The sequence below is a fragment of the Hymenobacter latericoloratus genome, from assembly GCF_014199535.1.
In the GTDB taxonomy this organism is placed as follows: domain Bacteria; phylum Bacteroidota; class Bacteroidia; order Cytophagales; family Hymenobacteraceae; genus Hymenobacter; species Hymenobacter latericoloratus.
The window spans coordinates 1,233,587-1,260,006 of sequence record NZ_JACHNV010000001.1 but is presented as its reverse complement, the minus strand read 5'-3'; the positions used below and the strand labels follow the sequence as shown (position 1 = coordinate 1,260,006).

Sequence of the window (26,420 nt, the reverse complement as noted above, 5' to 3'; positions counted from 1 at the left end):
CCGATGTGTCACCATAAAAAAAGCGCCTTCCCGGTTGGGAAGGCGCTTTTTTTGTGCGGTTGTACTCCTTTACCGCCGGCCGAATATCCGGTCGAAGAAGCCGCCGCGCCGCTTCGATTTGGTTTTGACCTTCACCTTGGTCGGCGTGCTGACGGTAGTAGTCGGCCGCGGAGTAGTTGGGCGGGGCGTGGGGCGAGCCGGTGGCGCGGCCGGCGGCGGGGTGGCGGGGGCCGAAGTAGTAACGGGGGTCGTTCCCGGGGCGGGCGGCGCCGATTGGGCCACCACTACCTCGGCGGCGCGGCCCGTGGTGCGCACCGAAATTGGTCGGCTCTCATTGTGGAGCCTATCGAAGGCGGTGAGGTAGTAGGAGTAACCCCGGCCGGCGCGGGCCGTGGTATCCGTAAACGTCAGGGGCCGGCCGGGCTGGGGCCGGATGAGGGCCAGCAGGTTACGCGGGTCGTCGGGGGTAGGCGTCTGGTCTTCGTTGAAGCGGTAGAGGGCGTAGTAGGCGGCTTGGTCGCCATCGGCAGCGGCGGGACCGGGCTGCCAGGTGAGGGTGGCGGCGGCAGCGGCCGTGGCTACGGTCAGGTTCTGGGCCGGGCGCGGGGGCACAGCATCCAGCCAGGGCATGGCAGGCACCAGGGCGGGGTAGCGAAACTCGTGCTGCCGCAAAGAATCGGTAGTATGCAGCACGTTCGCCATCAGTGACTTCGAGCTAAAGAACACGCTACCCCCTACCTCCGTGGGGAAGGTGCGGTTCAGGCGCACCTGCCGGGGCAGCTCGCGCGGATTGCGCCACACCGTATCCGACTTCGTGCTTTCCGACATGCGGTAGGCCCCGTGCCCGATGTAGAGGTGGCGGCCGTTGCTGTTGCGGGCCCACCACTCTACCAGCACCGGGTACTGGGCTACCTTGAAGCCCGTGCTCCAGTACAGCTGGGGCAACACGTAATCAACCCAGCCCTGGCGCAGCCACTCCAGCGCGTCGGCGTACAGGCCGTCGTAGCCCTGGAAGGCTTTGGTGGCCGAGCCGTTGGGGTCGGAGGTTTGGTTGCGCCACACGCCGAAGGGCGAGATGCCGAACTTCACCCAGCGCTTGGTGTGCTGAATGGTATCGTGCAGGTCGCGGATGAGGGTGTTCACGTTCTGGCGGCGCCAGTCGGCCAGCTTGAGGCCGTCGGGGTTGAAGCGGGCAAAGGCGTCCTCATCGTGGATCACCTGGCCGGCTTCGGGGTAGGGATAGAAGTAGTCGTCGAAGTGCACCCCGTCGATGTCGTAGCGGCGCACCACGTCCAGGATTACCTCGCTGATATAGTTGCGCACCTCGGGCAGGCCGGGGTTGTAGAGCAGCTTGCCGGAGTAGCGCAGAAACCACTCGGGGTGCTTGCGGTAGGGGTGGTTGGGCGCCAGCCGCCGCGTCACGGTGTCCATGGTGGCCCGGTACGGGTTAAACCAGGCATGAAACTCCATGCCGCGGTTGTGGGCTTCCTCAATCAGGAAGGGCAAAGGGTCGTAGAACGGGGTCGGCGCCTTGCCCTGCTGCCCGGTCAGCCACTTGCTCCAGGGCTCCAGGCTGCTTTGGTAGAAGGCATCGGAGGCGGGCCGCACCTGCACAAACACGGCGTTGATGCCGCTGCGCTGGTGGTCATCGAGCATGCGGCGGTACTCGCGGCGCTGCTGCTCCGGCGTGAGGCCGCGGGAGCTGGGCCAGTCGATATTTTCCACCGTGGCAATCCAGACGCCCCGCAGCTCACGCTTGGGAGGGACATCGGCGGCGCGGGTGGCCAGCCAGTTGACACTCAGAACCAGAAACAACAGAAAGCGGCGGGCGGCAGGTAATCGGAACATTACCGCAAAGGTAGTGCAAGCGAGGCGGTGAACTAGCGAACGTATGGTTTACCGCCTACCTCAGCGCCGCGAACGGCAGGTCGAGCAGGTCAAACTCGGCCCAGCGGTAGTGGTCGAAATGCCACCACTCGTTGGGGTAGTTTACAAACCCCTGGGCCTGCATGGCAGCCAGTAATACTGTCCGGTTCAGCAGAATATGATTCGGCAGATTCTCAAACCGGATGTGGGCGGCCGGCGTCAGCTCATCGAAATCAGTGGGTAGGGGCACGTGGCGGCCGGTGGCCTGTTCTACCAGCCCTACATCAACGGAGCAGCCCCGGTTGTGGCGCGAGCCGCGCCAGGGCGGCGCGGCCACGTTTTCATCCTGCAGCTGCTCGTACAGCCGCACCGATACGCTGTAGGGCCGGTAAGCGTCATACACGCACAGGCCCAGCCCCCGTTGGGCCAGGACAGTCTGCACCCGCGCCAGGGCCTCGGCCACGGGGCGGCGCAGGTAGGCCCCAGCCGTGGGATACAAGGCCACACCCAGCAGATTACGGCTGGTAGCGTACCGGATATCCAGCACCAGGTCCGGAATCAGCTCCCGCAGGTCAACCAGCTCCTGTTCCTGGCTCTGGGCAATGCGCTGCTGGTAGTGCTCCGGGGAGCTGACAAGAGGTAGTCCGAATTCGTTGGCAGCCATAGAGTAATTCAATCAGAGCTGCAGCCGAACAGCAACGAGTGCTGCCTCTTACGGTTCAGGTATCGGTACTGTTACGTTTGTCCGGTTACCGTTGCCCAAGCTCAAACTGGTAGATGAGCTGCCCCAGCCGCCGCAAAAACGGCAGCCCCACCGTGTCGTACCCGTACTGGTCGTCATTGAGAATACCGTCCTGGTTGACATAGACCACCGCGCTGAGCAGAAACTCCACGCCCCGGGTGGGGTTGCTGACGTAGGCATTATCAATAAGAAATCCGTAGGCCTGCCCTATTTTATTATACATCTGCACGCCCTCGGGCAGCGGACCCGGCGCGCCGCCCGCCAGCAGAAACTTGGCGTAGTTATCGGGGTAGAGGGCCGCCGGGTAACGCGGGGCCGCGCTTTGCCGGGGCAAACGGTGCAGGTAGTCGCGCAGCAGGGCCGCATCAGCAGGGGCCAGCCGAAAGCGGCGGCGCGGCGGCGTGGCCTCCGGAAACAGCACGGCCCGCAACGCGCGTTGCAGGTCGGGCAGGGACGTAACGTTTTTGGTTTGGAAATCGAGGGGCTCGTTTACCAGCGTGCCGCCCTGCAGGTGCGCCCGCCCTACCCCCCAGCCGCGCCGCCACGGCCGGGGCCAGCGGCCCGCGTAGGTAGCGGCCGGCTGCACGTACAAGGGGCGGGTAAGGCTGGTATCTGTGAAGAAGGCCAGTGGGTTGGTGCGGCGGGCCGTAGAGTCCTGGTCGCCTACTGACAGGCGGTGCCGCACTACCGTGTGGCGCAGGCCGTGGCGGCGCAGGCCGGCCCGCAGCTCGGCAGGCCCCAGCAACTCGTAAAGGCGGTTATAGGCGTCGTTATCGCTGACCAGCAGCAGTTTGCGCACGTACTGCGCTACGCTGGCCCGGCCGGTCAGGCTGCTGGTATCAAGCAGCACGGCGGTTTGCCCCCAACTGGCCGAATCAATGCGAAGCGGCGAGCTGCTGCTCAGGTCCGGAATCTGCTGACTGAGTTGGTGTACTTTCTCCAGGGCCAGTGCTGCCACGGGCAGCTTGATGGCGCTGGCCGGGTAGAAGTATTCGCGGGGCCGCACCCGGTAGCGGTAGCTCCGGAAGTGGGGCCGTCCCCGCGCATCGCGCCGGATGCGGGTGTACAGAATTTGTACCCGGTGCGCGGCGGCCTGCCGGAGCACCGGGGTCAGCACCGAATCGGGGGCGGCGAGCTGGCGGCGTAACAGGTTCTGGGCCCGCGTTGGCGCACCGGGTAGCAGGCTGCCCACGCTTAGCAGCAGTCCGAGCCAAAAGTTTTTCATGCCGCGGCAAGGTACAAGGAACCCGTTACGGATCTGATAACGGCAAAAAACCATGCCCGGCGGCCCGGCCCACACGTTGTGGGTTTCCGGGCCGCCGGGCGTGGTCAGCGTATGCAAAAGTCCGGGGGCCTGGCCTGTTACCGGCCGGCCTGGTTACTCCTGGGCCGATTGCTGAGGATCGGAGCGGTCGGATGTGGTTTGGCCACCCCCTTCCAGGCCATTGGTCTGGTCGCTGTTGCCATAACCGCCCCGAATGCCTGCGCCATCGTCCTGCGCGAGTTCTTCCTGGGTAGTAGCGGGTTGCGTTGGCTGCGCGCCTGAAGCGGCAGCGTTGTCCTGCTGCCGGGGCTGGGGGTTCTGGGTTGGGTTTGCCATGGAAAAGAAAATAAGAGAGTTAGAGTTGGGGGACCTGCCCGGTTTCGCCGCCCGATACCCCGGTGCCAGCGCTGATGCTGTTGCCGCCCACGTCGCCGTCCTGGGCGTTGCCGGGCGCATCGTAATTAGGCGCGCCCGAGCGGACGCGGGCTCCGCTGATGGCTTGGCCGCCTTCGGTGCCGCCGCTGCCGGAGTTGTCATCGGCGTTCAGGCCGGTATCGTGGCTACCCGGCGACAAGCGGCCGTCGGGCTGGCGTTGGCTGGATTGCGAGTCGGTGCCCTCAGGCAGGTTGCTGGCATCCATGGGTTCTTCGCGGGGCGTAATCATACGGTGCGGTTGTAAGGTGAAGGAAGCGGGCAAGTGAAGCCCGGCCCTGGCTATACGCAAGCCCCGCCGGGGCGTTGGGGCGGGGTTGCTGGTAGTCCGGGGGCTTTTCGCCATTTTCGGGAGATTTTTTACTGTATCCTGTTACCGCCCTCGCATGGCTACCTCTTCCGCGCCCGATTCTTTCCTGCAAAAAACCAACGAGGAACTGCTCTACCTGGTGCAGCACCCCGAGCTTTACCACCCGGCCCTGGTAGCGGAGGCCGGTCGGGAACTACGCCGCCGGGGCGCCCCCCTGCCCAAACCTGCCGCTCCCGAGCCCGTTGCGCCCTCGTCCCTTGATTACGTTGAGCCAACGCCTTCCAGGGTGGCCCGCTGGTGGCCAGCCGTGGTACTGGCGGCCCTGGTGCTGGGCCTGGCCTGGTGGGGCCTGCGCTCTTCCCAGTCTGCCCCGGCCGTTACCCAGGCTCCCAGCCCAAAGCTTACGGGCCCCATTGAGCTGGAAGCCGTGAAAACCGAGCGCCTACCCGATTTCGAGGCTGAAACGGCCGGCCAGGTAGCCAAAGTGCGCCAGCAGCTGCCCACCCCCGACCGCGCCGACACAACGGCCACCGGCCGTTACCTGCGCATGGCCCGGCGCTACTGGCTGGCCGAAAACGCGTCCGTTCACCTAATCAAACAGGCCCGCAGCGGCGCCGTTACCGGCGTTTTTCCCGGCCAGATTGACCTCACGCTGGAGCGCATTACCTGGTTTATGCGGGCCAAAGCCTACAATCAGCACCTCACTCCTACCATGGAGGACCGCCTGACCCTGATGCAACAGGGGTTGGTGTTGCGGCGCAACTCGCTGGAAAACCTGAAAACCCGCTACGATATGTACGGGGAAACCTATCTGGACCGGGACCTGAACCGGGCCGACGTTGAGGCCTCCGATATCGGGGACGAATTGCTGGGCAAACCCAGCAAGCGGGCCCCAATGCAGGGCAATATTTCGGACCTGTAGCGGGCCAGTGCGCAAACCTGTCAGGCCGGGGTAGGCTGGCAGGGTTTATGAAGCCCCAGCAGGGCGCCGTCTGGCCGGTTTATCGGGCGGGCGGCGTCCCCTGCTTTCCTACCTATGGCCGCCGACCCCACCACGCTTTTTGCTCAGAAAACGGATGCCGAGCTGCTCTACCTGGCCCAGCACGCCCAGCAGTATCCGGCAGCCGTAGGGCAGGCCGCCGTGCGGGAGCTGCAACGCCGGGGCCTGGTGCCGGCTGAGCTGCCTACTGGCCCGCTACGCCAGCCGCCGGAGGTAACGCCAGGAACCGCACCCACTGGCCAGTCCGTGACGTGGGGTGCCTTCCGGGGCGTGTTCTGGCCCCGGCAAGGGTACCGGGTTACCCCTCTCCTGCTTTGGCTGAACGTGCTGGTGTACCTGGCCCTGGCGGCTACCGGCGCCGGGGCCTGGCACCCCACCGGCCCCGACCTGGTGCGCTGGGGCTCCAACTTCTCGACCCTGACCCTGCCGGCCCAGCCCTGGCGCCTGCTAACCAGCTGTTTCCTGCACGGCGGACCGGCTCACCTGCTGCTGAACATGGCCTCGCTGGTGTTTCTGGGGTTGCTGGCGGAGAGTTTGGTAGGCAGCCGCCGGCTGCTGACTGCGTACTTGCTGAGTGGGGTGGGTGGTAGCCTGCTGAGCTGGTTCTGGCACACCCAGGGCCTGAACTCGGTGGGCGCGTCCGGCGCCATTTTTGGCCTCTACGGGCTGCTGCTGACTACCTTGCTGCGGCGGCCGGCCGCTTTTACCCGCCCCGAGCGCTACACCGTGCTGCTCTTCGTGCTGTACCTGCTGGCAGGCAGCCTGACCAGCGGCCTGCAGGCTCATACCACCGATAATGCCGCCCACGTGGGCGGCCTCCTGACGGGGTTTTTATTGGGCCTACTCCCGGGCCGCCGCTAAACAACTCATAATCAAGCCATAGCCATTCCGCAAATAGAATACCATACGTATCATATGTAATGGCTATTGTTTTAACTTGCTCGTATTCCTTTCTATTACCTTCAGCATCTGACGTATATGCGACACTTCTTACGCTTTCTGATAGTAGGCGCCGGCTTATCCGCGGGAGCCACCGCAGCCTGGGGCCAGACGCCGGCGCCCAACCCGAATAATTCCTTTGAGGTGTGGGAGGCCCGCAACCCGCAGCGCGAGGTGCCCCGCGGCTGGGTAACCACCGAAGACCTGGTTGAGCAGGAAGAACCTGTTGAGCTACCCGACCTGGGTTTCGTGACCAAATCAACGGACGCGCGCCAGGGCAGCCTGGCCGTTTCATTGAATACGGTGCTGCTGCCCGGACTTAAGGATCCGATATTCGGGTTTGTGGGCAATGGCTCCCCTACCAGCGTGGGGGTGCCCTACACGGCCCGGCCCGCCCGGCTGCAGTTCTGGTACAAGCTAACGGGCCCCGGCGCCGCCACCGACGAGGCCTACATTCAGGCCGTTCTGACGCGCTACCAAAGCCGAAAAACCGAGCTTATCGGAGGCATAGGCCTGGTTCTGCCCCCGGCGGCCACCTACACCCTGGTGAGCGAGCCGCTGGAATACGAGTCGCTTAGCCTCTCGCCCGACACCGTGAGCATTGACGCGTTTTCCGGTACGGCCGACGAACTTCATGCCGGCACCTCTCTGCTCCTCGATGATATCCAGCTCACGGGCAGCATCACGGCTACGCGCAACCCGGAGGCCGAGGCGGCGCTGCAGATTTACCCCAACCCCAGCGCCACCGGCGAGTTTTCGTTGGCTTCTCTCGCGGATGCGGCCTTCTCTACCGCCCCGTTCACCGTCACGGACGTAACGGGCCGGGTAGTACTGCGCCAGGAGAAAGCGCCGCTCAGCGCTGCCCGCGGCCGGTTGGTTGATTTGCGCGGACAGCGCGGCGGCGTGTACCTGCTGCAGCTGCACACCCCTGCTGGCGTACTCACGCGCAAACTTGTCATTCGCTAGATTTTCTTCGGGTGCTACGGCCCTGCTGCTGGCCGCAAGCCGGGGCAGGGCTTTTTGTTGTCACCACAGTTTGCCAGACCCGGGCCGTCTCCCACTGAAACTTTCGCACCTTCGCGGTCTGAAGCGCGTTTTTGGGGTTATACTTCCTCTGCTCTCATGACCACACCTGACGATTCCGCCGCGCTGCCTGGGTCCGGCGAGCCGGCCTCGCGCTGGCAGCGGGCGGCCGCAGCCGTGGGCCGGGCGGCCCTGGCTCCGCTGGAAGGGGTAGGGCTGCTGTACCGCACGGGCCAGCAGAATCTGCACTTTACTCTGCCCGTGCTCAACGGCGCCTTCGGCGACCAGCTGGCGGCCCGCCACGACCGGCGCGCCATCCGGATGAGCTTCCGCCGCCATGCAGCCGACGTGCCCGTGGAACAGCTGCGCCTGCTGCCCAACGCCCAGGGCCGGCCCCGCAAAACCGTGGTGTTTCTGCACGGCCTGATGGGCGACGAAATCATTTGGCAAACCGGCGAGGGGCCCGAGGACGTGCGCTTCGGGCCGCGCCTGCAGCGGGAGCTGGACGTGCACTGCCTATATGTGCGCTACAACTCCGGCCTGCACATCTCCGAAAATGGCCGCCTGCTCCAGCAGCTGCTCACGGACCTGGTGCGCACGTTTCCGGCGGCCGTGGGCGAGCTGGTACTGGTGGGCCACAGCATGGGCGGACTGGTAATTCGCTCGGCCGGCTACTACGCCGCCCAGGAAGCCGCCGCTGCTACCCCCGTCCCGGCCGCCAACCCTGTCGGCACAAACCTGAGCTGGCTGCCCCGCCTGCGCGACGTGTTTCTGCTGGGCGTGCCCAACGACGGCTCGTTTCTGGAGCAGAACAGCCACCTGACCTCCCTGATTCTGCGCAAAATCAACCTGTGGCCTACCCGCGCCATCAGTGGGCTGCTCGACAAGCGCAGCAATGGCATCAAGGACCTACGCTTTGCCCGGCTGGTAGACGAGGACTGGCAGCACGAGCACGCCGACGACCTGTTTCCGCCCCGCACGGTGGTACCGCCCCTGCCCGGGGTGCGCTACCACGTGCTGGTGGGCTCCCTGCTGAAATCGGCCTCCTCGGCCCTGCACGACTACTTCGGCGACGGGCTGGTAGGTGGGGGCAGCGCCCGGGGCCGCATCTTCCAGGACCCCGCCGCCCCACCCGATTTATTGATTAGTACCCGGGTGTATTCTCAGCTGCACCACGGCACCCTGCTCAGTAGCCCCGAGGTGTACCAGTATTTGCGGGACAGTCTAGAGAGTGATAATGGGCAATCAACTATTTAATTTATTGCAGCTTATATGCTGCCATAGCTACGATCAGCTTTCTGGATGGCCGCAAAAGAAGAGCCTCCCTGGGTGCAGACGCACCCAGGGAGGCTCTTCTTTTGCTATAGAGGAAGAGAAAGGCTACCTGCTACAAACCATACCGTATTCCAAGACCCAAAGTGTAGAAGGAGGGGCTTAGTCTTCCGCCCGTGCGAGTGGTTTTGTTGAGCAATAAATCACCCGTTGCTTCTATTCTTCTCCCAAGCCGATACTTTGCCCCTACCCCAAAGGTCAGGTAGGGCTGCGTCAGCTTCTCGGTCATTGCCATTACATTTGGTGTGGGGCTCTCCACGAAAAGCGGATACTTATGCCGTGAGAACAACAGAGCGACTCCCCCAACTGCGTCCAAGCTAAACCTACGCTCCAAATTCTGGGTAAGGGTCCAGCGCAGCGTGATGGGTAGCGCCAAATGCGAGTACGTTTCACGCTCACTACTACTGCCTTGAACAGGCACTACATTTTGCGAAGTTTTCCGATATGAAACTCCCAGTTGTGCGGCTAGACGAGGCGTGAATTTGTAACCGGCAAAAGCCATCCAGGGAACTATGCCAATTTCGTTGCCTCCGGTAGCCGGATAACGGACCTGATATCGTTGCGCCGCTACTTGCACACCTACAAATGCTTTTGGAGCAGGAGCCTGTTGAGCGTATGTTAAGCCAGGTATTATGAAAAGCAATGAAAATATAATGTGCTTCATGTTCAACGGCGTTTGATGCAGAAATAAATATAATCTCCACCGGCGCCTTCATTCAAATCGACTCCATAACCATTAACGTTATCGATTTTTATCCAACCCATGGGAGGAGAAATACTACTGCTGTTCCCAGCAATTACACCAACCTCTATTGGTCCCCCATCTCGTACATCTTTAGACTGGTAGCTGGCAATAAATCGACCACCAGACCCATCGTTTAAATCCGGTTGTTCCCAAGTACCCCAAACAGTGCCAGGAGCGTTTTTACCACGCACGACACTCATCCGCCTTTGTGACGGCTCTAATTTTGGTCGCATGGTTCGTTGACCTGAAGAGGCGAAGCCACTCACTTCTTTGCTCACATACTGACCTAAGCGGTCAAGTAATTGACCGTGTTCAACCCGCTCCACAAACCGTAGCCAGGCTGAACCAGTAACAGCTTTACCTGAGGCTGCACTCTCTGCGCGTTGCCCTGCTGTCTGAGACACTGGCGCTATGGCCGGGTCATGCATGCAACTGCTTATTACGAGCAGTGCCCCCCCAAAAAAACTCTAGAGGATAATTTTTTCATAATGGGTAAGTATATAATAACAAAGGCTCCGTGCCAGTGTTAGCAAGTGAAACTGTGCTTTACACGTTTTGTAAAGCTTGAGTAACAATAGGTATGGGAGTGGCGCAAATTCCTACGGATGCATTCCACCGAATGTGTTGGCCAATATAGGAACCCTCTATACTGGTTGTATATCAGGTCACAAAATCTTTTTCTCAGCAGGCATTTGTCTATCATAAACGGCCTCCTCGGCCCTGCACGACTACTTTGGCGACGGGCTGGTAGGTGGGAGCAGCGCCCGGGGCCGCATCTTCCAGGACCCCGCCGCCCCACCCGATTTATTGATTAGTACCCGGGTGTATTCTCAGCTGCACCACGGCACCCTGCTCAGTAGCCCCGAGGTGTACCAGTACCTGCGGAAACAGGTGGCCGAATAGCTCGCATTTCGTGGGCGGCCACTCTGTAGGTAGTGACGTGCGACTGGGGTTGCAAGTCCCTGAAACCCTGCAACTCCGAGCAGCGCCCAGGACCTCTACTGTAGGCTATTACCCTTAGCAGAGGTCCTTGGCGCTGCTCAGCAGGGCAAGAAAATCAGTAGGTTTATCCTACCGCCAGTTCCGTAAAGCCAGCGCTTACTACCACGGCGGGCAGGGTTAGGCCGGTTTCGGTGGTTGCCTCCGTGGCCTCGGCAGGCTCCCCATCGGTGCTGAAGGCGGTAGCGGCGAACGGCAGGCCGTGGAGCACTACGCGGTAGGTGGTCCAGGTGGGCTGGAAGTCGCCTTCCGTGTGCTGCTGAATCAGTAGGCCTTTGTCGGTGCCGGTTACCGTGAAGCGGCGCGTGGTGCTTTGGCCTTGCTCGTAGCCGTAGCCTTCGCCCCCGTCTTCGTAGAGCACGCTGGCTTCGGTGCCCTTCTTGTAGTACACATGCAGGGTGATTTCCTCCACGGTTTTCTCGCCCACGTACTGCATTAAGGGGTACATGGGCACCACGGCTCCGGCCTTAATGAACAGCGGAATCCGGGTGAGGTCGGCGGCAGCCCACACTTCGGCCCCGCCTGCTTTCAGCTCGTCGGTGTAGTAGTAGAACCACTCGCCCTTGGGCAGGTACATCCAGCGGCCATCAGCGCCGGGCGTGGTAATGGGGCACACCAGCAGGTGGTCGCCGAGGCTGAACTCGGCCATGCGCAGGTAGGTATCCGTGTCGGTCTGGTCGAGGAAAGCCAGGGGGCGCAGCATGGGCGTGCCCTGCCGGGTGTACTGCCAGAACGTGGTGTACATGTAGGGGAGCAGGCGGTAGCGCAGCTCAATAAAGCTGCGGGCTATGGCCATGAACTCTTCGCCGAACGACCAGGGCTCCTGGTCGCCGTGGTCGCCGGAGCTGTGGGTCCGGAAGAAGGGGTGGAAGGCTCCCAGCGCCACCCAGCGCACGTACAGCTCGCCGTCGGGCGTGTCAATAAAGCCGCCGATATCGGAGCCGATAAAGCTGAAGCCCGAAATGCTCAGGCGCTGGCACTGGATGTTGGCCAGCCACAGGTGCTCCCAGGAAGCAATGTTGTCGCCGGTCCAGGCGGAGGAGTAGCGCTGCCCGCCCGAGTAGGTGCTGCGGGTAATGGTGAAGGGCCGGTTGGGGTAGCTGAACTGCTTGACGCCAGCCGCCGTGGCGCGGGCCATCTGCATGCCGTAGATGTTGTGGGCCTTGCGGTGGGAGCCGGCGTGGCCTTCGTAGTGGAAGCGCACGTCATCGGGGAAAGTACCCTTCTCGAACACGGCCGGTTCGTTCATGTCGTTCCACACGCCTTTTACGCCGGTTTCCGCAATCAGCCCTTTGAACAGGCCGGCCCACCACTCGCGCACCTCGGGGCGGGTATAGTCGGGGAAGTTGCAGAGGCCGGGCCACACCGAGCCCTTCATCAGGGGGCCATCGGCGCGGCGGCAGAAGTAGTCGTGTTGAAGCCCTTCCCGGTACACCGGATAGTCGGGGTCAATCTTGATGCCGGGGTCGATGATGACGATGGTTTTGAAGCCATCTTCGGCCAGCTCCCGCACCATGCGCTTGGGCTCGGGGAAATGGGTAGGGCTCCAGGTAAAGCACCGGAAGCCGTCCATGTAGTCGATGTCGAGGTAAAGCGCGTCGCAGGGAATTTTCCGGTCGCGGAAGCCCTGGGCAATGGCTTTCACGTTGCTCTCGGGGAAGTAGCTCCACTTGCACTGGTGGTAGCCCAGGGCCCACAGCGGGGGCAGCTCGGGCGGGCAGGTCAGGCGGGTGTACTCCTGGGTTACTTCCAGCAGCGAAGGGCCATAGATGAAATAGTAGTTCATCTCGCCACCCTGGGCCCAGAACGAGGCCACATCGGCCCGCTCGGCCGCAAAGTCAAACCCGGCCTTGAAAGTGTTATCGAAGAAGATGCCGTGAGCCGTTTTCTGGTGCAGGGCCAGGAAAAACGGAATGTTCTTGTAAAGCGGGTCGGAGCCTTTCTGGTAGCCGTAGGTGTCGGTGCCCCAGTTGGTGAACTGCTTGCCGCGCAGGTTCATGTTGTCGGGCTTGTCGCCGAGGCCGTAGTAGTGGGCCCCGCTCTGCACCAGCTTGCTCATCTTCACGATGTCGTTGCCGGTTTCGTACTCGTACTCCCAGTGGAAGCCTTTCTCATCTTCGCTCAGCACCAGGCCCGAGCGGTTGAGCACGCGGGTACGCAGATTTTCCTTGTCCACCACGCAAATGAGGCGGTCGGTGGTGATGCGGTAGTGGTCGGGCTTCTCGCGGAACTCCAGAAACTCCAGCTCCTGGCGCGAGGGCACGCCCTCAGGGAAGGCGTAGCTGAAATCGGCGGGGAAGCCAGCCTCGGTGGCGTAGCGGAAGCGCAGTACCTTATCGGTGATGACCTGCAGACTGAGCTGGACGCCATTATCGCAGCGGAAAATAAAATCGGTGCCCTGCCGCTCAGCCTGCACTACCCGGCCGGGGTAGAACTCCTGCCTGGCTTGCGCGGCCAGGTCATTGATCATGTAATTGTTTTCCTGAATATTGTCGGCCATACGGGGTAGGGTTCTAGGGAGAGAAGGCAAGCAGCAGTTGGGAGTGCCGGCCTGGGCCTTACACAGCTGGCAAAGGTAAAAATGTTCCGGGCTACCGTAGAACCGGCTCAACCGTAGTTTTCGGCCAGCTGCCGTAAAAGCACGATGGGCGGCTTTTTTCTCTACCTTGCCATACCTCGTGCTGCCCGCCGCTCATTTATCCACCGTATGATTTCCGCTCCGTTTTCTGTGTTGTTGCTTGGCTGGGATGAGGCTCCCCGGACCGGCGAATTGTCCGCGCCCGGTATCCGCTCGTTGGTGCAGGCCCTGGCGCCGCGCCTTCCTCTTTCCGTGATGGTGCCCCGCCTACCCCATCCGCCCTTCGCAACCCTTCCCACTACGCGCCTTACGGCCCTGGCCGCGCTGACGCCAGCCGAGGCGGCAGCTCCGCGCCCGCGCCCCGACCAGCGGCCCGGAGCCTGGCAGCGCCCGGCGGCGCCCTACCTGGGCGCTGCGGAGGTTGCAGCGGCGGATTCGGGACCAACTTCCTACCTGGCCGCATCCGATGGCACCTGGCAGTCGCCGGCGGCGCCTTACCTGGGCGCTACCCCTGCTAGTGCCAGCCTGCCGGTTGATCTGACGATAGCCGTGCTGCCGGAAGCCAGCCCGGCGGCGGCGCAAATGGAAGCTTCGGCCGACTTTCCTACCCCTGCCGCCGCCCCGGACCCTACCCCGGTTACGGAGCTTTCGGCCAGTGAGCTGCTGCTAAATGAGGATGAATTTGCGGGCGAAGCCGTGGAGCCCGATGCGACGGAAGCCGCCGACCTGACGACCGAACCCACGCCCCCGCCGGTTACGCCTCCCCAACTAGCCACCCTGCCCGAGGCCCTGGCTTCGCTGGCCGAGGAGCAACCCGCTGCGGCCGACCTTAATTTTCAGGTGATTCAGTACGCGCGCTTTGCCACTCGCCGGGCCCTGCTGGAAGACTTCTCGGTGATTTATGCTGCCGACTGGACGACGTGGCTGGCGGCCATGGAAATCCGCCAACAGACCGGCCGGCCGTTGGTATTGCATGTGCACAGCCTGGCCCAGGACCGCACCACCCCCGCCGACCGGGGCTGGGCGCTGGCCCTGGAGCGCCTGGCCCTGCGCCGCGCCGACGTGGTGCTGGCCGCCACGGAGCAGGTGGCTGAGCGGCTCCTGAGCTGTTACGCCTACTTGGCCCCGCGCCTGCAAGTTCTGGACCCCGCCGATACGGAAACTTTACATACTACCCTGCACCAATTGGGCAATGGCTTACCCGTTCGTCAGCTGCCCTCCCCATTTTTTTCTCCTACTGCATGAGTACCGAAACTCCTCTCCGCCACGAATTCGACGCCCCTATGGAAATGGATGGGGCTGACAGTGGCGTTTTCCTGGTTGTTCCTTTCAGCGTATCTGAGGTGTACGGCACCAAGGGCCCGTTGCCCGTGCGCGGTACCGTCGATGGCTTTCCCATTCGGCTGAACCTGGTGCCCATGGGCGACGGCCAGCACATGATCAGCATCCGCAAGGAAGTACGCAACGCCATCAACAAAACCTGGACCGACACGGTACATGTGGTGCTGGAGCGCGACACCGACTCCAGCGGTATTGAGCTGCCCGACGACCTGAAATACGCCCTGGAGCGGGCCGGCCTGCAAGTAAACTTTGATGCCCTACCCTACACCCAGCGCAAAGAGCTGGCCCAACGGGTAGCCCGCACCAAAAAGCCCGAAGCCCGCGCCCAGCGCATTGAAGATGCCCTGGAACAAGCCCAATCCGGCCGCAAAACCAAACAGTAAAACGGGTCTGGCGGCAGACTTCTGGCCGCAGGCCAGGCGTCTGCCCGCCGGGAAATGGGGCAAGTCTCCCGACTTGCGGCCGCCAACGGCGGCCACCCGGTACCGCGCCGCCAGGAGCCATTAGGTAGCCGGCAGCAACCTTGCGAATACGCCATAAGAGGAATAGCTTTCAACGATTATCTGAAAGCTATTCCCCTTATGGCGTATTCTATTCGAGACCAACAGGCGCTCTATTTTCTGACTTTCTCAGTGGTAGAATGGGTTGACATTTTTACCCGGCCCCTATATAAAGACATCGTCATCGACAGCCTGCGCTTTTGTCAGCAGCGGAAAGGGTTGGAGCTATTTGCCTTTTGCCTAATGACAAACCACCTACACTTAATTTGTCGGGCCGAGGACGGAAAAGCACTTTCTGATATAGTGCGTGATTTCAAGAAATATACTTCCCGACAGCTTTTTGAAGCCATTCACCTTAATCAACAAGAAAGCCGCCGCACTTGGCTGGACTGGATATTTCGGAGTCAGGGCAGCTTCAATTCTAACAACAGCACTGCGCAGATATGGCAGCAGCGCAGCCATGGAGTTGAACTGCGAAATGAGGAAATGGTACAGCAACGGCTGCACTATACACACCAGAATCCGGTGCGCGCTGGCATTTGCTACCGGGCCGAGGATTATTTGTACAGCAGCGCCAGCCAATATGCCGGGCTGGAAGCACTGCTGCCGGTTACGCTGTTGTAAACTGCGGATGAATTGCTAGCGGCCCCATGCAGCGCGGATGAACCTAACGCGAGCTGGCCGCCTGCGGCGGCCGCAAGTCGGGAGACTTGCCTTATTTACCGGCGGGCAGACGCCTGGCCTGTGGCCAGAAGTCTGCCGCCAGACCCGTTTTACGTTAGCAACTAGCTATACCCGACCTAGTACCAGCACTGTGCGGCTCGTGACGTAGAGGCTGAGCCGGTGCGCTCCATCTTCCTCAAAGGTTTCGTAGATGTAGTTGTTATCGATGCGGGTGAAGCCACCGAACTCGGCATCGTCGGAGTTGAGTAGGATGCGGTAGCGGCCGGCGTGGGGCACGTAGAAGCGGTAGTCGGGCACGCTACGATCCACGTGGAAGCTGAACACGAAAATCAGCCCGCCCCGCTCGAAAATGAGGACCTGATTGTAAGAGTCGATGTTTAGCTCCCGGGCGGGGGTAGCGGCCAGCAGGCGGGTGGTTTTCGCCAGCTTAATCATGGACTTATCGAACTGGAGCAGGAACTGGTACTTCAGGTCGGGGTTGTCGGCCAGGTTCCACTGGCGGCGGGCGAAGTGGTGACTCCAGCCATTGCCCTCCCGCGGAAAATCGACCCACTCGGGGTGGCCGAACTCATTGCCGATAAAGTTGAGGTAGGCCTCGCCGCCCAAGCTAAGGGTAGCGAGCCGAATGAGCTTGTGCAAGGCAATGCCCCGGGCCGCAATCGGGTCGGGGTCGTCTTTGTGCATGTGCTCATAAATGGCCTTGTCCAGCAGCCAATGGGCCAATGTTTTGTCGCCTACCAGGGCTTGGTCGTGACTTTCGGCGTAGGCTACGGTTTTCTCGCCCAGCCGGCGGTTGGTAAGCGTGTACCACAGGTCGTGCAGGTTCCAGTCTTCGTCGCGGGTGTGCTTGAGCAGCTTAATCCAGTAGTCCGGAATGCCCATGCCCAGCCGATAATCGAAGCCCATGCCGCCTTCCTCAATAGGCCGGCACAGGCCGGGCATGCCGCTCATGTCCTCAGCAATCAGCAAGGCGCTGCGCTTCACCTCCCGCACCAGGGTAGTAGCCAGCTGCAGGTACAGAATGGCGTCATCGTCGGCATCAGGCCCGAAATACTGGTCATAGGAGCCAAACGCTACCCCCTCGCCGTGGTGGTGGTAGAGCATGGAGGTGATGCCATCGAAACGGAAGCCGTCGAAGTGGAACTCTTCCAGCCAGTAGCGCAGGTTGCTGAGCAAAAACTGCTGCACTTCGGGCTTGCCGTAGTCGAAGAGCTTGGAGTCCCAACCCGGATGGTCGCCGCGGGCGCCTTCGTGGAAATACTGGTGGCCGGAGCCATCGAAGTTGGCCAGGCCCTCGGCCTCGTTTTTCACGGCGTGCGAGTGCACCACATCCAGCAGCACGGCAATGCCGCGGTTGTGGGCCTCGTTGATGAGGTGTTTGAGCTCCTCGGGCGTGCCGAAGCGCGAGGACACAGCAAAGAAGTTAGCCACATGGTAGCCGAAGGAGCCATAGTACGGGTGCTCCATCACGGCCATCAGCTGCAGGCAGTTGTAGCCTTCCTGCTGAATGCGGGGTAGGATTTGCTCGGCAAACTCAAGGTAGGAACCTACTTTTCCTTCTTCCAGGGCCATGCCTACGTGGGCCTCGTAGATGAACGGCTCCCGCACGCAATTTGGCACCCGAAACTTCTGATCGGTCCAGACGAAGGAAGTTTCCGGCTTCCAGACCTGGGCGGCAAAGTCCTTGGTTTCGGGGTTTTGCACGGCCCGGCGCAGCATGGCCGGCAGCCGGTCTTTGCCACCCTCCGGAGTTACGATGTGCACTTTATACAGCGAGTGGTGGGTTAGGCGGTCCTGGTAGTCTTTATCGGCCAGGAACACTTCCCACACTCCATCTTCGCCGCGCGTGAGGGGGGTAGCCTGCCGGTCCCAGCCGTTGAAGTCACCCACTAGGAATACTCCTTCGGCGGCCGGCGCCCACTCTCGAAACCAGTAGCCGCGGCGGCGTTTATCGTGGTTGAGGCCGAGGCGCTGATGGGCCTGGGCAAAACGGCTCAGGGAACCGCACTCGGCTATAATTTCGCTGAGGCGCTGGGCCAGGCGCTGCTGGCGCTGGAGCAGTACGGGCTCATAGGGCATCAGCCAGGGGTCTTGCTGCACGAGCGGCAAGGTAGGTTCGGCGGTGTCGGCGGCGGTCAGCAGGTCTGGAGTCATAGCACGGGGTAGCAAGTCGGTCGGGCCCAAAGCTACAGGATTCGTTTAAGTTGCAGTAGGACGATGAGCCGGGCTTCATACGGCAAACCATCGCGGCATGGCGGGGTTTACCTGCTGACCGTGAATTTCAGGTGGCCCCGGGGCACTTTCCTGGTTGACCGACTTACACTTGCCAGGCGGTGTTTTTCGCTTATCCAGCATCGGTTTTTTTAATTTTAGCTGGGGCATGGCGGCGTTGGCCTGCCTGGCCGGCTGCTACCCCCGGGCGACCAACGAGAGGTCGGCGGGCGGCTTTACCTTTACCCTATGAAACGCTTTTTTTACCCCCTGGCTCTGGCCGGCCTGCTGGCCTGCTCCACGGCTCAGAATACAACCGCACCAACTGCGTCCGCCGCGCTGGCCACTCCGGTGCCAGCCGCTACCCCCGTCATCACCGACAAAGCCATGGTAGTATCGGCGCACCCCGAGGCTACGCGGGTGGGCGTGGACATTCTGCGCAAAGGCGGCAATGCCTACGATGCGGCCGTGGCCGTGCAGTTTGCGCTGGCCGTGGTGTTTCCGGTGGCGGGCAACATTGGGGGTGGGGGCTTTCTGCTCTACCGCGGGGCCGATGGCCGCGAAGGAGCTCTCGACTTTCGGGAAACTGCTCCTGCGGCTGCTACCCGCGACATGTACCTGGACCAGCAGGGCAACGTAATTCCGGACCTCAGCACCCTGGGCCACCTAGCGGCGGGTGTGCCGGGCACCGTGGCGGGCATGGTGGAGCTGCACCAGAAGCTGGGCAAGCTACCCTGGAAAGACGTGGTGCAGCCCGCCGTGGACCTGGCGGCGAAAGGCGTGGTGCTGACGGAAAAAGAAGCCGCCGGCCTGAACCGCACCCGCGACACGTTTCTTAAGGTAAACCAGAGCGCCGCCCTACTCCGCACCCAGGGCGAATGGAAAGCCGGCGAAAACTTCGTGCAGGCGGAGCTGGCTCGCACCCTGGAACGCATCCGCGACCAGGGCCGGGCGGGGTTCTACGAAGGCGAAACGGCCAACCTGATTGCAGCCGAAATGCAGCGGGGCAAGGGCATCATCAGCAAGCAGGATCTAGCCAACTACCAACCCAAGTGGCGCACGCCTTTGCACGGCCAGTACCGGGGCTACGAGGTGCTAACCTTTCCGCCGCCCAGCTCCGGCGGGGTGGCGCTGCTACAGATGCTGCAGATGCTGGAGCCTTACAACCTGGGCAAAGCCGGCTGGCACTCGCCCCAGGCCACGCATTGGATTACCGAAGCCCAGCGTCGCGTGTACGCCGACCGGGCTACCTACCTCGGCGACCCGGACTTCGGGCGGGTGCCGGTGGCCCAGCTGCTCGAAAAGCCTTACAACAAGCAGCGCATGGCCTCTACCCTACCCTACCGGGCTACGCCCAGCGCCCAGATAGCGGCCGGCGCGGGCCTGCCCGCTTACGAGTCGGACCAGACGACGCACTACAACATTGTGGATGCCCAGGGCAACGCCGTAAGCTGCACCACTACCCTCAACGGGGCTTATGGCAGCAAGGTGGTGGTAGCCGGGGCCGGCTTTCTGCTCAACAATGAGATGGATGATTTCAGCAGCAAGCCCGGCACGCCCAATGCCTACGGGCTGGTAGGCGGCGCGGCCAACGCCATTGCGCCCGGCAAGCGCATGCTGTCCTCCATGACGCCCGCCATCCTGACTAAAAATAAGGAAGTGGCCCTAGTAGTGGGTACGCCCGGCGGCAGCACCATCATTACCAGCGTACTGCAGGCCATCCTCAACACCGTTGATTACGGCATGAATGCTCAGCAGGCCGTAGGCGCCCCCCGCCTCCACCACCAGTGGCTCCCCGACCAGATTGACGTGGAAGCAGGCGCCCTGCGGCCCGCCGCCCAGGACACACTGCAGGCCCGTGGCTACCGCCTGAACCCGCGCGCCCCCTGGGGCCGGGTGGAGGCAATTCGGGTGCTGCCCGGCGGTAAGCTGGAGGGCGGCGCCGACCCGCGCGGCGATGATTCAGCCCAAGGGTACTAACCTCTTTTGGCGCGACTTGAGAATACACGAACAGAAAAGGCCCCGCACATTGCGGGGCCTTTTCTGTTCATACTCGGTAGGCAAGTCAACTTAATTGCTCTTGCTGCGCGTCGCGGGCGGTTTGCAGGTTGCGGGCCACATCAGTGAGCTGCTTGGAGAGTTGGTCCAGGGACTCGATGAAGCGCGGATTGGCGTCATCCACGAAGCTGTGGATGTGCTCGGCCAGGGTTTGCAGCACGTCGCTGATGGGGTTTGGGTCGGTACCGGCCAGAAAGCCTTTTAGCCTTACCAGGTCAGCGGCAATGGTGGCATGAGCGGTTTCGCCAGAGGCGCGCAGCATCTGAATCCAGCCGTCGATGTTTTCAGTGGCCCGGGGCAGCACTTGGGTTACATCTTCACTGCGAAGAATGCGGAGCGTGGCTTCCAGTTGGTCGGCGCTGGCAGAATGGGATACGGACATGGGGTAGGAAGTTGGGTGAAACAACAGGAATCTTCTTGTTTACTACCTCCTTACGTGCAGGGTTGGCAACGGAGCCCGTACAACATTTGGTTTGTGGCCCGGCTTAGCCCTCGGCTCACCGACTTGCAAAAGCATTTTCCGGCCCGGTTTACAACTTCGCGCCTACCCTCAATCTGGGACGCAGTGCTGCTAGAGCGTAGCGGCTGCCGCCCGGAGGGCCTCTGCTAACTGCACCAGCTTAGCCTGGGAACCAGCGTCAGCACTAGTGGCGGCCTGAGTGGTAAGTGCGGCAAGGTTTTGCAGGCTTTGCTTAATCAGGGAGCCATCAGGAGGGCCGTCGTGTCCGATGGCATTGTACAGGTTCTGCAATTCGGCAACAAGCGGGGCAAACCGGTCGCCTTCCACGGTCTGGAGCAGGTGCATCCAGCGGTAGAGGTTGTCGCCGGCCGCCGGACGCAGGTTGGGCAGATGGTCGGTTTGCAGGGCGTGCAGGGTAGCTTCGAGGTGAGTTTGGCTGCCCGCCAGCACGGAGCCAGGGGCGTGGCTCTGGCCCGAAGCGGATGAATCAGGTGTCATAGGAAAGGGATTTTGGGTACTACGCCCCGGATGAAAAAACAGCCCCGCCCGCTGGGCGAGGCTGCTAACCAAGGCAGAGAAGTTGGCTAGGATACTTTCAGGTTGCCGGCGGCCGTAATCAGTACCTGGCCCAGGTGGCGCAGGTGGTCGCCTACCCCATCGTGCATGTCGCGGGCCATGAGGGAGGTTTGCTGACCCAGCAGCTGCAGGGAGTTGGCCATGGCCGGGCGGTCGTCGCGCTCCACGAAGGTGCGCAGATTGCGCAGCTCGGTTTGCAGGCCGGTAAGGGCCGAGCCCCCGAGGCCATCGAGGGCCTGAATCCAGCTGTCGATGTGGCCCAGGCCGGCATCTACGGGGTGGTTGCTGTGTTGCTCCAGGGCATGGTAGATGCCCTCAATGGTTTCTTCGATGCGGTCGGCGTGGTTCATAACGCAGGGAGTTGGGAAGAATGAGGTAGGTAGGAGAACTGTACGCCAGCGGCGGGGCGGACGTTGCCTTGGCTGCTTGTTCTGCCCGCACTGCTTCCCCGGTATCCTACCCCCAACTTACGTGGCAACCCTCCCGGCCCGCGCTTTCCCGGCTCCTCAACCGACCGGAGTCTGGCGGGCCGCTACTACATCAATGGTCAGCTTAAAATCGTTGCGAATGGCATAGGAGCCCAGGTTCTGGAAAAAGCTGCTGGAGTTGTAGTTCACCCCGAACTTGGTGCGGTCGAGGGTGGCCACGCCGGTGAGGCGCAGCCGGCCGGCGGGCAGCGGCGTCAGGGTTACGGGAAACGTTACGGGCCGGGTAACGCCGCGCACCGTGAGCTGCCCCAGGGCCGTGCCCGCCCGGAACTCACGCAATACAAACACCGCCGTGGGGTAACGGTCGGTGGCAAAAAAATCGGCGCCGCGCAGATGCTCGGCCAGGGTGGCCTGCTCATGCTGAATGGTGCGCATATCAACTTCAAACCGGGCCTGGCGCACGGCGCGGCCATCATACTCCAGGGTGCCCCTGCGCAGTTGCACGGTACCGGTGGGGGCATAGGCACCGGTTTCGGCGTAGCCCGTCCAGGTCAGGCGACTTTCCGAGGGCAGGGCATGGTAGGAAATGAACGGAGACCGAAAGGCAGTCAGTGCCAGCAAGACCAGCAGGGACAAGAATAGAAGGGGCATTTTCATGAGCAGCAGGGAGGTAGAGGTTAGCACACGGAGCCCCCTACCGGCCCGCTTCGGTTTCAATAAGACCCAGGCCTTTGTAGAGGCGGCCGGCTTTGTCGCGGGCCAGAACATACCACAGCGCGTCGCCCCCGTAGAGGGCTTGGCGGCTGTCGGCGTAGCGGTAGTTTCTGGCGAAGGTGTAGGTGCGACCGGGGCGCAGGCGGCCGCCGGGGCAGCGAAACAGCTCGGCAAACTCGGCGGGGGTTTCGCGCATGTTGGCCTGCCAGCCCGTTTCATTGTACCAGATAAAGCTGCCGCACTCCACCACTTCCAGCTCGCCTACCTCGGAGCGCACCCGGGTGCTGTGCTTCCAGACGTAGCCGCCGGGCTGGGCGGGGTTGGGCTCGGGGTAGTTGGGGTTAGGCGTGTGCCAGAGCGTGAGCCCCACGGGTACCTGCCGGAGCTTGTCGGGCAATACGCGGGAGTGGTTGGTCCAGGCCGCCGCGGGCGGATTGGACTGGGCCTCCCCGGCGGCGGGCAGCAGCACCAGGGTCAGGAGCAGGGGCGTTTTCATGGGGCATTGCAAGGGTTGATGCAGGACCCAAAGGTGGTGGCAGCAAGCAGCCGAAACGCCCCATTTTCGGTTTCGGGACGTCCCAGATCCGGCATTGAACCCTATTTGTTCCTACCCCTTAGTGGGGCCTGAACCTCTGCCATCGGAACCGACCGAGCAGCATTGCCCATATAAAACTCCTTCAAACAACACTTTACCAACCAAATAGTAACCGGCTGCAGTCTTTGTTAGGTGGCTTGCCAGTCGCGGGGAGCCACCCCGGTGAATTGCTTGAAGATGCGGTTGAATGTGGTTTTGGAATTGAACCCACTTTCCAGGGCAATACCCAGCAGGGTCAGGCGCTGGGCGTCGGGCAGGGCCAGGCGACGCTTCACCTCGGCCACCCGGTAGCCGTTCACCAGGTCGTTGAACGACTGGCCCAGGCCGGCGTTGATGGTATAGGAAATCAGGCGCGGGGGCAGGCCGGTATGCGCCGCCAGCTCGGCCAGGGTCAGGGTGGGGTTCAGATACAAGCGCTCTTCTTCTAGCGCTTGCTGAATACGAGTCAGAACCGAGGCATCTACGGCCGGGGCGGGGGTAGGCGAAACGGCAGGTTCCGCGCCGGCCGCAGCTTCGGCTGCCGGGGTTGGCGACGAGGTATGGGGTAGGAATTTGGAGGGGGCGTCTGCTTCGGGCGCGAAGTGTACGGCCCGCATATCGGCCTGGCGCAGGCCCACTACCCCAATCAGAAACAGCACAATGCCCAGCAGCTCGGTGGAGTAGTCGTATTGATAATACACCCCGAAAAACTCGCGCAGCACCACCTCCAGCAGCCACTGCAGGCTCACTACCCCCACGGCTGCCAGCAGCACCCGCAGCCACTGCAGCCGCAGCCGCGACGTCTCCGAAAAATTATCGGGGAGCCAGCGCTGATACTGGCGCAGCAGGTGCCAGCTCAGCCCCAGGTACAGCACCAGCGAAAACCAGGTGCCAATAAACTCCAGGCGGTAGGTGTAGGGCCGATGCACCTGCGCCCAGAACCACAGCCGGGTTTCGTAGGGTTGCAGGCGCAGCCACCCGTACAGCGCGGCCTGCCCCAGCACCGGCCCGAAATGCCACCAGTAGCGCGGCCGCCATCGGAAATCGTGGTTGATCAGGCTGCGCACGTAGAAGTACAGCAGCGGCCCGAAGGCAAACGAGTAATAAATGGGAGCAAAATACCAGTTGGCGTTTTGCCCATAGATGTTGGCCACCCGGAAGAAGCCGTCGAGCAGCCACAGCCCGATACACCCCATCAGTAAAGCCAGAAACCGGTTGGGCACCCGGTTGGCCGGGGCCACCCACAGCAGTCCGGCCGCAAAAAGAGCCTGCGCCACTACGGCCAGCAGCACAACTACCAATGGGGTAAAGGGTATCAGCATGGGGGCCGCTGCGTGAGAGGTGAGCCTGTATCTTTGACCAGCAAAATAGTCGGTTTTCTGCAGTGCCTATGAAACCCAAAATCCGCGAATGGCTTCGGCGTTACCTGCCCGCCGAGGTACTCTCGGTGGTGGCTACGCTGGCCGGAGCCGGGCTGGCGTGGCACCTGGCGCCGGAGCAGGATTTGCGGGCCGCGCTGGCGGGCACCTGGGCCGGCAATGTGGCTTATTTTGGGTGGCTGCTGGGGCAGGATGTGCGGCTGGCGCGCCGGGAGCTGCAGGCTCAGGGCCGGCGCTATACGTCCCGCACCTTCGGGCGCAACGTGCGGGCCCTGGCCGTGGAGTTCGGGCCCGCCGAGGTACTCGACAGCTTCCTGATTCGGCCGGCTCTCATGTACTGGTTGCCCCGCTGGATGGGCAGCCGGGCGGGCGGCATACTGGCCGCTAAGTTTCTGGCCGACATCACCTTTTACATTCCAGCCATTATCAGCTACGAGCTCAGCAAGAAGCGGCTCCGTAACTTCGGCGAGTAACCCGTGCCCGTATGCAACCGCCCCACCTGCCCGTCCTGACGCTCGACTCGTTTCCGCAGCAACGGCCCCGCCCCTGGTACCTGGAGCAGCTGGCGCGGCACGTGGCCAACTTCCCCGGAACCAGCCGGCCCCACGCCCACGACTTCTACCTGCTGCTCTACGTTACGCAGGGCCAGGGCACGCACACCATTGATTTGGTGACGTACGACCTGCAACCGGGCAGCCTGTTTTTCATGACGCCGGGGCAGGTGCATCATTGGCAGCTTTCCGAAGGTGCCCAGGGGTATGTGGTGCTGTTCGAGGCTGATTTTTACCTGGCCCGCTACCCCGGAGGGCGGCTCTATGAGTACCCATTCTTTAACCACTTTCACGCGCCCGTGCTGCAGCTGGGCAGTTCGGAGGCCGAGCTGCTGCCACTATTTGAGCGCATGTGGCAGGAGCACACTACCCCGGCCCCGCAGCAGGATGAGGTGTTTCGCTCCTACCTCCACATTTGCCTGGAACTGGCCGCCCGCCACTACCCTACCCCCGTACCCCAACCCGCAGGTGGCGAGCCGCGCCACGCTCAGCAGCTGCTGCGCGAGTTTGGGGCCCTACTCAACCAGCGTTTCCGCACGCAGCGCGAGGTGCAGCACTACGCCGACCTGCTGCACGTTTCGCCCAACCATCTTAACGCCCTCTGCCGCCGCCACCTGGGTAAAACCGCCAGTGCCCTGGTGCAGGAGCGCGTACTGATGGAGGCCCGCCGCCTGCTCCGCCACACCTCCGCCACCGTAGCCCAGGTGGCCGACACACTCGGCTTCGACGACGCTTCCTACTTCGGCCGCTACTTCCGCAAGCACACCGGTCAAACTCCGGAGGGCTTTCGGTATGGGGGTGATGAGGGGATGAGGTAAATGGGGATGAGGTGCGAGGTGAAGGGCGGTCTGGCGGCGGACTTCTGGCCGGAGGCCAGGCGTCTGCCCGCCGGCCAATGGGGCAAGTCTCCTGACTTGCGGCCGCCAACGGCGGCCAGCTCGCGTTGGGGCCGCCCGCGCCGTTTTGCACATCCTGCTACCCTTCCTCGAAAGCTAAAAGGCAGCCAGCACGAGAATATCACACTGCTTGCTTTTCCATATTAAACTCCAGCTAACGGGAATCGCAGAATCACCCAAACGGCGTGGGCGCGAGCTGGCCGCCGTTGGCGGCCGCAAGTCAGGAGACTTGCCCCATTGGCCGGCGGGCAGACGCCTGGCCTGTGGCCAGAAGTCTGCCGCCAGACCGCCCTTCACCTCATCACCCAATCCCCCCATTCCACGAATTGATTTGTACCGGACAAACCCGGAAATGGCTCTTACGGGCGCAGGAAGGGGATTTTATCTTTGCATAACGATTTCACCAACTACCTGGAAATCATGACGAAGATACAATCTACGGGCCTGGCTATGCTGCAGCAACGCTGCCCCCGCTGCCACGAAGGCCACCTGTTCACACACTCTGCCGCTAACCCTATCCACTTTGCCGAGATGCCGGAGCGGTGCCCGGTTTGCGCCCAAGCCTACGAGCCTGAGCCCGGCTTTTACTGGGGCGCTATGTTTATCAGCTATGCCTTTTCCACAGCCATTATGCTGGTAACGGGCTTTCTGGTGTACTTCCTGCTCCACGACCCGGCCGTGTGGGTATATGTGACCAGCGTAGCCGTAGTGGCCGTGCTCCTGACTCCGCTTAGCCTGCGCTACTCCCGCACCCTGATGTTGTACTGGTTCGGCGGCGTCCGCTACGAACCGCGGAACGCCCTGAAAGCTGGCTAGGG

General features: G+C 62.3%; 26 protein-coding genes. 11 read left to right on the top strand and 15 right to left on the bottom strand.

Annotated features, from left to right (window positions below):
* Nucleotides 1–69: 69 nt before the first annotated feature.
* From GGU46_RS05465 to GGU46_RS05445, 5 genes are all read right to left on the bottom strand, one after another.
* Nucleotides 70–1,848, bottom strand: coding sequence for a glycoside hydrolase family 10 protein (locus GGU46_RS05465; RefSeq protein ID WP_183402504.1), 1,779 nt, complete (start codon nucleotides 1,846–1,848; stop codon nucleotides 70–72).
* A 55-nt stretch (nucleotides 1,849–1,903) separates the two neighbouring features.
* On the bottom strand, nucleotides 1,904–2,530 hold the full coding sequence (locus GGU46_RS05460) for a M15 family metallopeptidase (protein ID WP_183402503.1): 627 nt from the start codon (nucleotides 2,528–2,530) through the stop codon (nucleotides 1,904–1,906).
* 85 nt (nucleotides 2,531–2,615) lie between these two features.
* The gene (locus GGU46_RS05455) at nucleotides 2,616–3,833 is read right to left on the bottom strand and encodes a serine hydrolase (RefSeq protein ID WP_183402502.1); all 1,218 of its coding nucleotides are present in this window, start codon (nucleotides 3,831–3,833) and stop codon (nucleotides 2,616–2,618) included.
* A 153-nt stretch (nucleotides 3,834–3,986) separates the two neighbouring features.
* Nucleotides 3,987–4,208, bottom strand: coding sequence for a hypothetical protein (locus tag GGU46_RS05450; protein WP_183402501.1), 222 nt, complete (start codon nucleotides 4,206–4,208; stop codon nucleotides 3,987–3,989).
* 19 nt (nucleotides 4,209–4,227) lie between these two features.
* Complete coding sequence (locus GGU46_RS05445) at nucleotides 4,228–4,536, bottom strand: hypothetical protein (RefSeq protein ID WP_183402500.1); 309 nt, start codon at nucleotides 4,534–4,536, stop codon at nucleotides 4,228–4,230.
* A gap of 154 nt (nucleotides 4,537–4,690) precedes the next feature.
* On the opposite strand from GGU46_RS05445, the gene GGU46_RS05440 reads away from it, so the two are divergent.
* From GGU46_RS05440 to GGU46_RS05425, 4 genes are all read left to right on the top strand, one after another.
* Nucleotides 4,691–5,536 carry a hypothetical protein gene (locus GGU46_RS05440; RefSeq protein ID WP_183402499.1) on the top strand — a complete coding sequence of 282 codons (846 nt, stop codon included), beginning with the start codon at nucleotides 4,691–4,693 and terminating at the stop codon, nucleotides 5,534–5,536.
* A 114-nt stretch (nucleotides 5,537–5,650) separates the two neighbouring features.
* Complete coding sequence (locus GGU46_RS05435) at nucleotides 5,651–6,475, top strand: rhomboid family intramembrane serine protease (RefSeq protein ID WP_183402498.1); 825 nt, start codon at nucleotides 5,651–5,653, stop codon at nucleotides 6,473–6,475.
* Between the two features lie 117 nt (nucleotides 6,476–6,592).
* Complete coding sequence (locus tag GGU46_RS05430; RefSeq protein ID WP_183402497.1) at nucleotides 6,593–7,519, top strand: T9SS type A sorting domain-containing protein; 927 nt, start codon at nucleotides 6,593–6,595, stop codon at nucleotides 7,517–7,519.
* 156 nt (nucleotides 7,520–7,675) lie between these two features.
* Nucleotides 7,676–8,833: an esterase/lipase family protein gene (locus GGU46_RS05425; RefSeq protein WP_183402496.1), complete on the top strand. Its 1,158-nt coding sequence runs from the start codon at nucleotides 7,676–7,678 to the stop codon at nucleotides 8,831–8,833.
* Nucleotides 8,834–8,963: 130 nt separating this feature from the next.
* Here the strand turns inward: GGU46_RS05425 and GGU46_RS22560 are convergent, their stop codons facing one another.
* The 3 genes from GGU46_RS22560 to GGU46_RS05410 form a co-directional block, all read right to left on the bottom strand.
* Nucleotides 8,964–9,572, bottom strand: a complete 609-nt coding sequence (locus GGU46_RS22560; RefSeq protein WP_183402495.1) for an outer membrane beta-barrel protein — start codon at nucleotides 9,570–9,572, stop codon at nucleotides 8,964–8,966.
* A 2-nt stretch (nucleotides 9,573–9,574) separates the two neighbouring features.
* On the bottom strand, nucleotides 9,575–10,057 hold the full coding sequence (locus GGU46_RS05415; RefSeq protein WP_183402494.1) for a hypothetical protein: 483 nt from the start codon (nucleotides 10,055–10,057) through the stop codon (nucleotides 9,575–9,577).
* A gap of 662 nt (nucleotides 10,058–10,719) precedes the next feature.
* Nucleotides 10,720–13,152: a glycoside hydrolase family 31 protein gene (locus tag GGU46_RS05410; RefSeq protein ID WP_246398582.1), complete on the bottom strand. Its 2,433-nt coding sequence runs from the start codon at nucleotides 13,150–13,152 to the stop codon at nucleotides 10,720–10,722.
* Nucleotides 13,153–13,359: 207 nt separating this feature from the next.
* Here GGU46_RS05410 and GGU46_RS05405 point away from each other — a divergent pair, with 207 nt between their 5' ends.
* The 3 genes from GGU46_RS05405 to GGU46_RS05395 are packed head-to-tail and all read left to right on the top strand — an operon-like array spanning nucleotide 13,360 to nucleotide 15,695.
* Nucleotides 13,360–14,475 (top strand): glycosyltransferase, encoded by a 1,116-nt coding sequence (locus GGU46_RS05405; protein WP_183402493.1) that lies wholly within the window; start codon nucleotides 13,360–13,362, stop codon nucleotides 14,473–14,475.
* Nucleotides 14,472–14,954, top strand: a complete 483-nt coding sequence (locus GGU46_RS05400; protein WP_183402492.1) for a YdeI/OmpD-associated family protein — start codon at nucleotides 14,472–14,474, stop codon at nucleotides 14,952–14,954. The genes GGU46_RS05405 and GGU46_RS05400 overlap by 4 nt, the downstream gene beginning before the upstream one ends.
* A 54-nt stretch (nucleotides 14,955–15,008) precedes the next feature.
* Nucleotides 15,009–15,695, top strand: coding sequence for an REP-associated tyrosine transposase (locus GGU46_RS05395; RefSeq protein ID WP_246398584.1), 687 nt, complete (start codon nucleotides 15,009–15,011; stop codon nucleotides 15,693–15,695).
* Nucleotides 15,696–15,860: 165 nt separating this feature from the next.
* Here the strand turns inward: GGU46_RS05395 and GGU46_RS05390 are convergent, their stop codons facing one another.
* The gene (locus GGU46_RS05390) at nucleotides 15,861–17,909 is read right to left on the bottom strand and encodes an alpha amylase C-terminal domain-containing protein (RefSeq protein ID WP_183402491.1); all 2,049 of its coding nucleotides are present in this window, start codon (nucleotides 17,907–17,909) and stop codon (nucleotides 15,861–15,863) included.
* A gap of 306 nt (nucleotides 17,910–18,215) precedes the next feature.
* Here GGU46_RS05390 and ggt point away from each other — a divergent pair, with 306 nt between their 5' ends.
* The gene (ggt, locus tag GGU46_RS05385; protein ID WP_183402490.1) at nucleotides 18,216–19,946 is read left to right on the top strand and encodes a gamma-glutamyltransferase; all 1,731 of its coding nucleotides are present in this window, start codon (nucleotides 18,216–18,218) and stop codon (nucleotides 19,944–19,946) included.
* Between the two features lie 85 nt (nucleotides 19,947–20,031).
* Here the strand turns inward: ggt and GGU46_RS05380 are convergent, their stop codons facing one another.
* From GGU46_RS05380 to GGU46_RS05355, 6 genes are all read right to left on the bottom strand, one after another.
* Nucleotides 20,032–20,406, bottom strand: coding sequence for a hypothetical protein (locus GGU46_RS05380; RefSeq protein WP_183402489.1), 375 nt, complete (start codon nucleotides 20,404–20,406; stop codon nucleotides 20,032–20,034).
* Nucleotides 20,407–20,595: 189 nt separating this feature from the next.
* The gene (locus tag GGU46_RS05375; protein WP_183402488.1) at nucleotides 20,596–20,982 is read right to left on the bottom strand and encodes a hypothetical protein; all 387 of its coding nucleotides are present in this window, start codon (nucleotides 20,980–20,982) and stop codon (nucleotides 20,596–20,598) included.
* Nucleotides 20,983–21,068: 86 nt separating this feature from the next.
* On the bottom strand, nucleotides 21,069–21,410 hold the full coding sequence (locus GGU46_RS05370) for a hypothetical protein (RefSeq protein WP_183402487.1): 342 nt from the start codon (nucleotides 21,408–21,410) through the stop codon (nucleotides 21,069–21,071).
* 156 nt (nucleotides 21,411–21,566) lie between these two features.
* The gene (locus GGU46_RS05365; RefSeq protein WP_183402486.1) at nucleotides 21,567–22,145 is read right to left on the bottom strand and encodes a YceI family protein; all 579 of its coding nucleotides are present in this window, start codon (nucleotides 22,143–22,145) and stop codon (nucleotides 21,567–21,569) included.
* Nucleotides 22,146–22,182: 37 nt separating this feature from the next.
* Nucleotides 22,183–22,698, bottom strand: a complete 516-nt coding sequence (locus tag GGU46_RS05360; RefSeq protein WP_183402485.1) for a hypothetical protein — start codon at nucleotides 22,696–22,698, stop codon at nucleotides 22,183–22,185.
* Between the two features lie 227 nt (nucleotides 22,699–22,925).
* Nucleotides 22,926–24,098 (bottom strand): helix-turn-helix domain-containing protein, encoded by a 1,173-nt coding sequence (locus tag GGU46_RS05355; protein WP_183402484.1) that lies wholly within the window; start codon nucleotides 24,096–24,098, stop codon nucleotides 22,926–22,928.
* A gap of 68 nt (nucleotides 24,099–24,166) precedes the next feature.
* Between GGU46_RS05355 and GGU46_RS05350 the strand changes: the two genes are divergently transcribed.
* From GGU46_RS05350 to GGU46_RS05340, 3 genes are all read left to right on the top strand, one after another.
* Nucleotides 24,167–24,628, top strand: coding sequence for a hypothetical protein (locus GGU46_RS05350; RefSeq protein ID WP_183402483.1), 462 nt, complete (start codon nucleotides 24,167–24,169; stop codon nucleotides 24,626–24,628).
* An 11-nt stretch (nucleotides 24,629–24,639) separates the two neighbouring features.
* Nucleotides 24,640–25,524, top strand: a complete 885-nt coding sequence (locus GGU46_RS05345) for an AraC family transcriptional regulator (RefSeq protein WP_183402482.1) — start codon at nucleotides 24,640–24,642, stop codon at nucleotides 25,522–25,524.
* 465 nt (nucleotides 25,525–25,989) lie between these two features.
* Nucleotides 25,990–26,418: a DUF983 domain-containing protein gene (locus GGU46_RS05340; protein WP_246417564.1), complete on the top strand. Its 429-nt coding sequence runs from the start codon at nucleotides 25,990–25,992 to the stop codon at nucleotides 26,416–26,418.
* The last annotated feature ends 2 nt before the right edge of the window (nucleotides 26,419–26,420 follow it).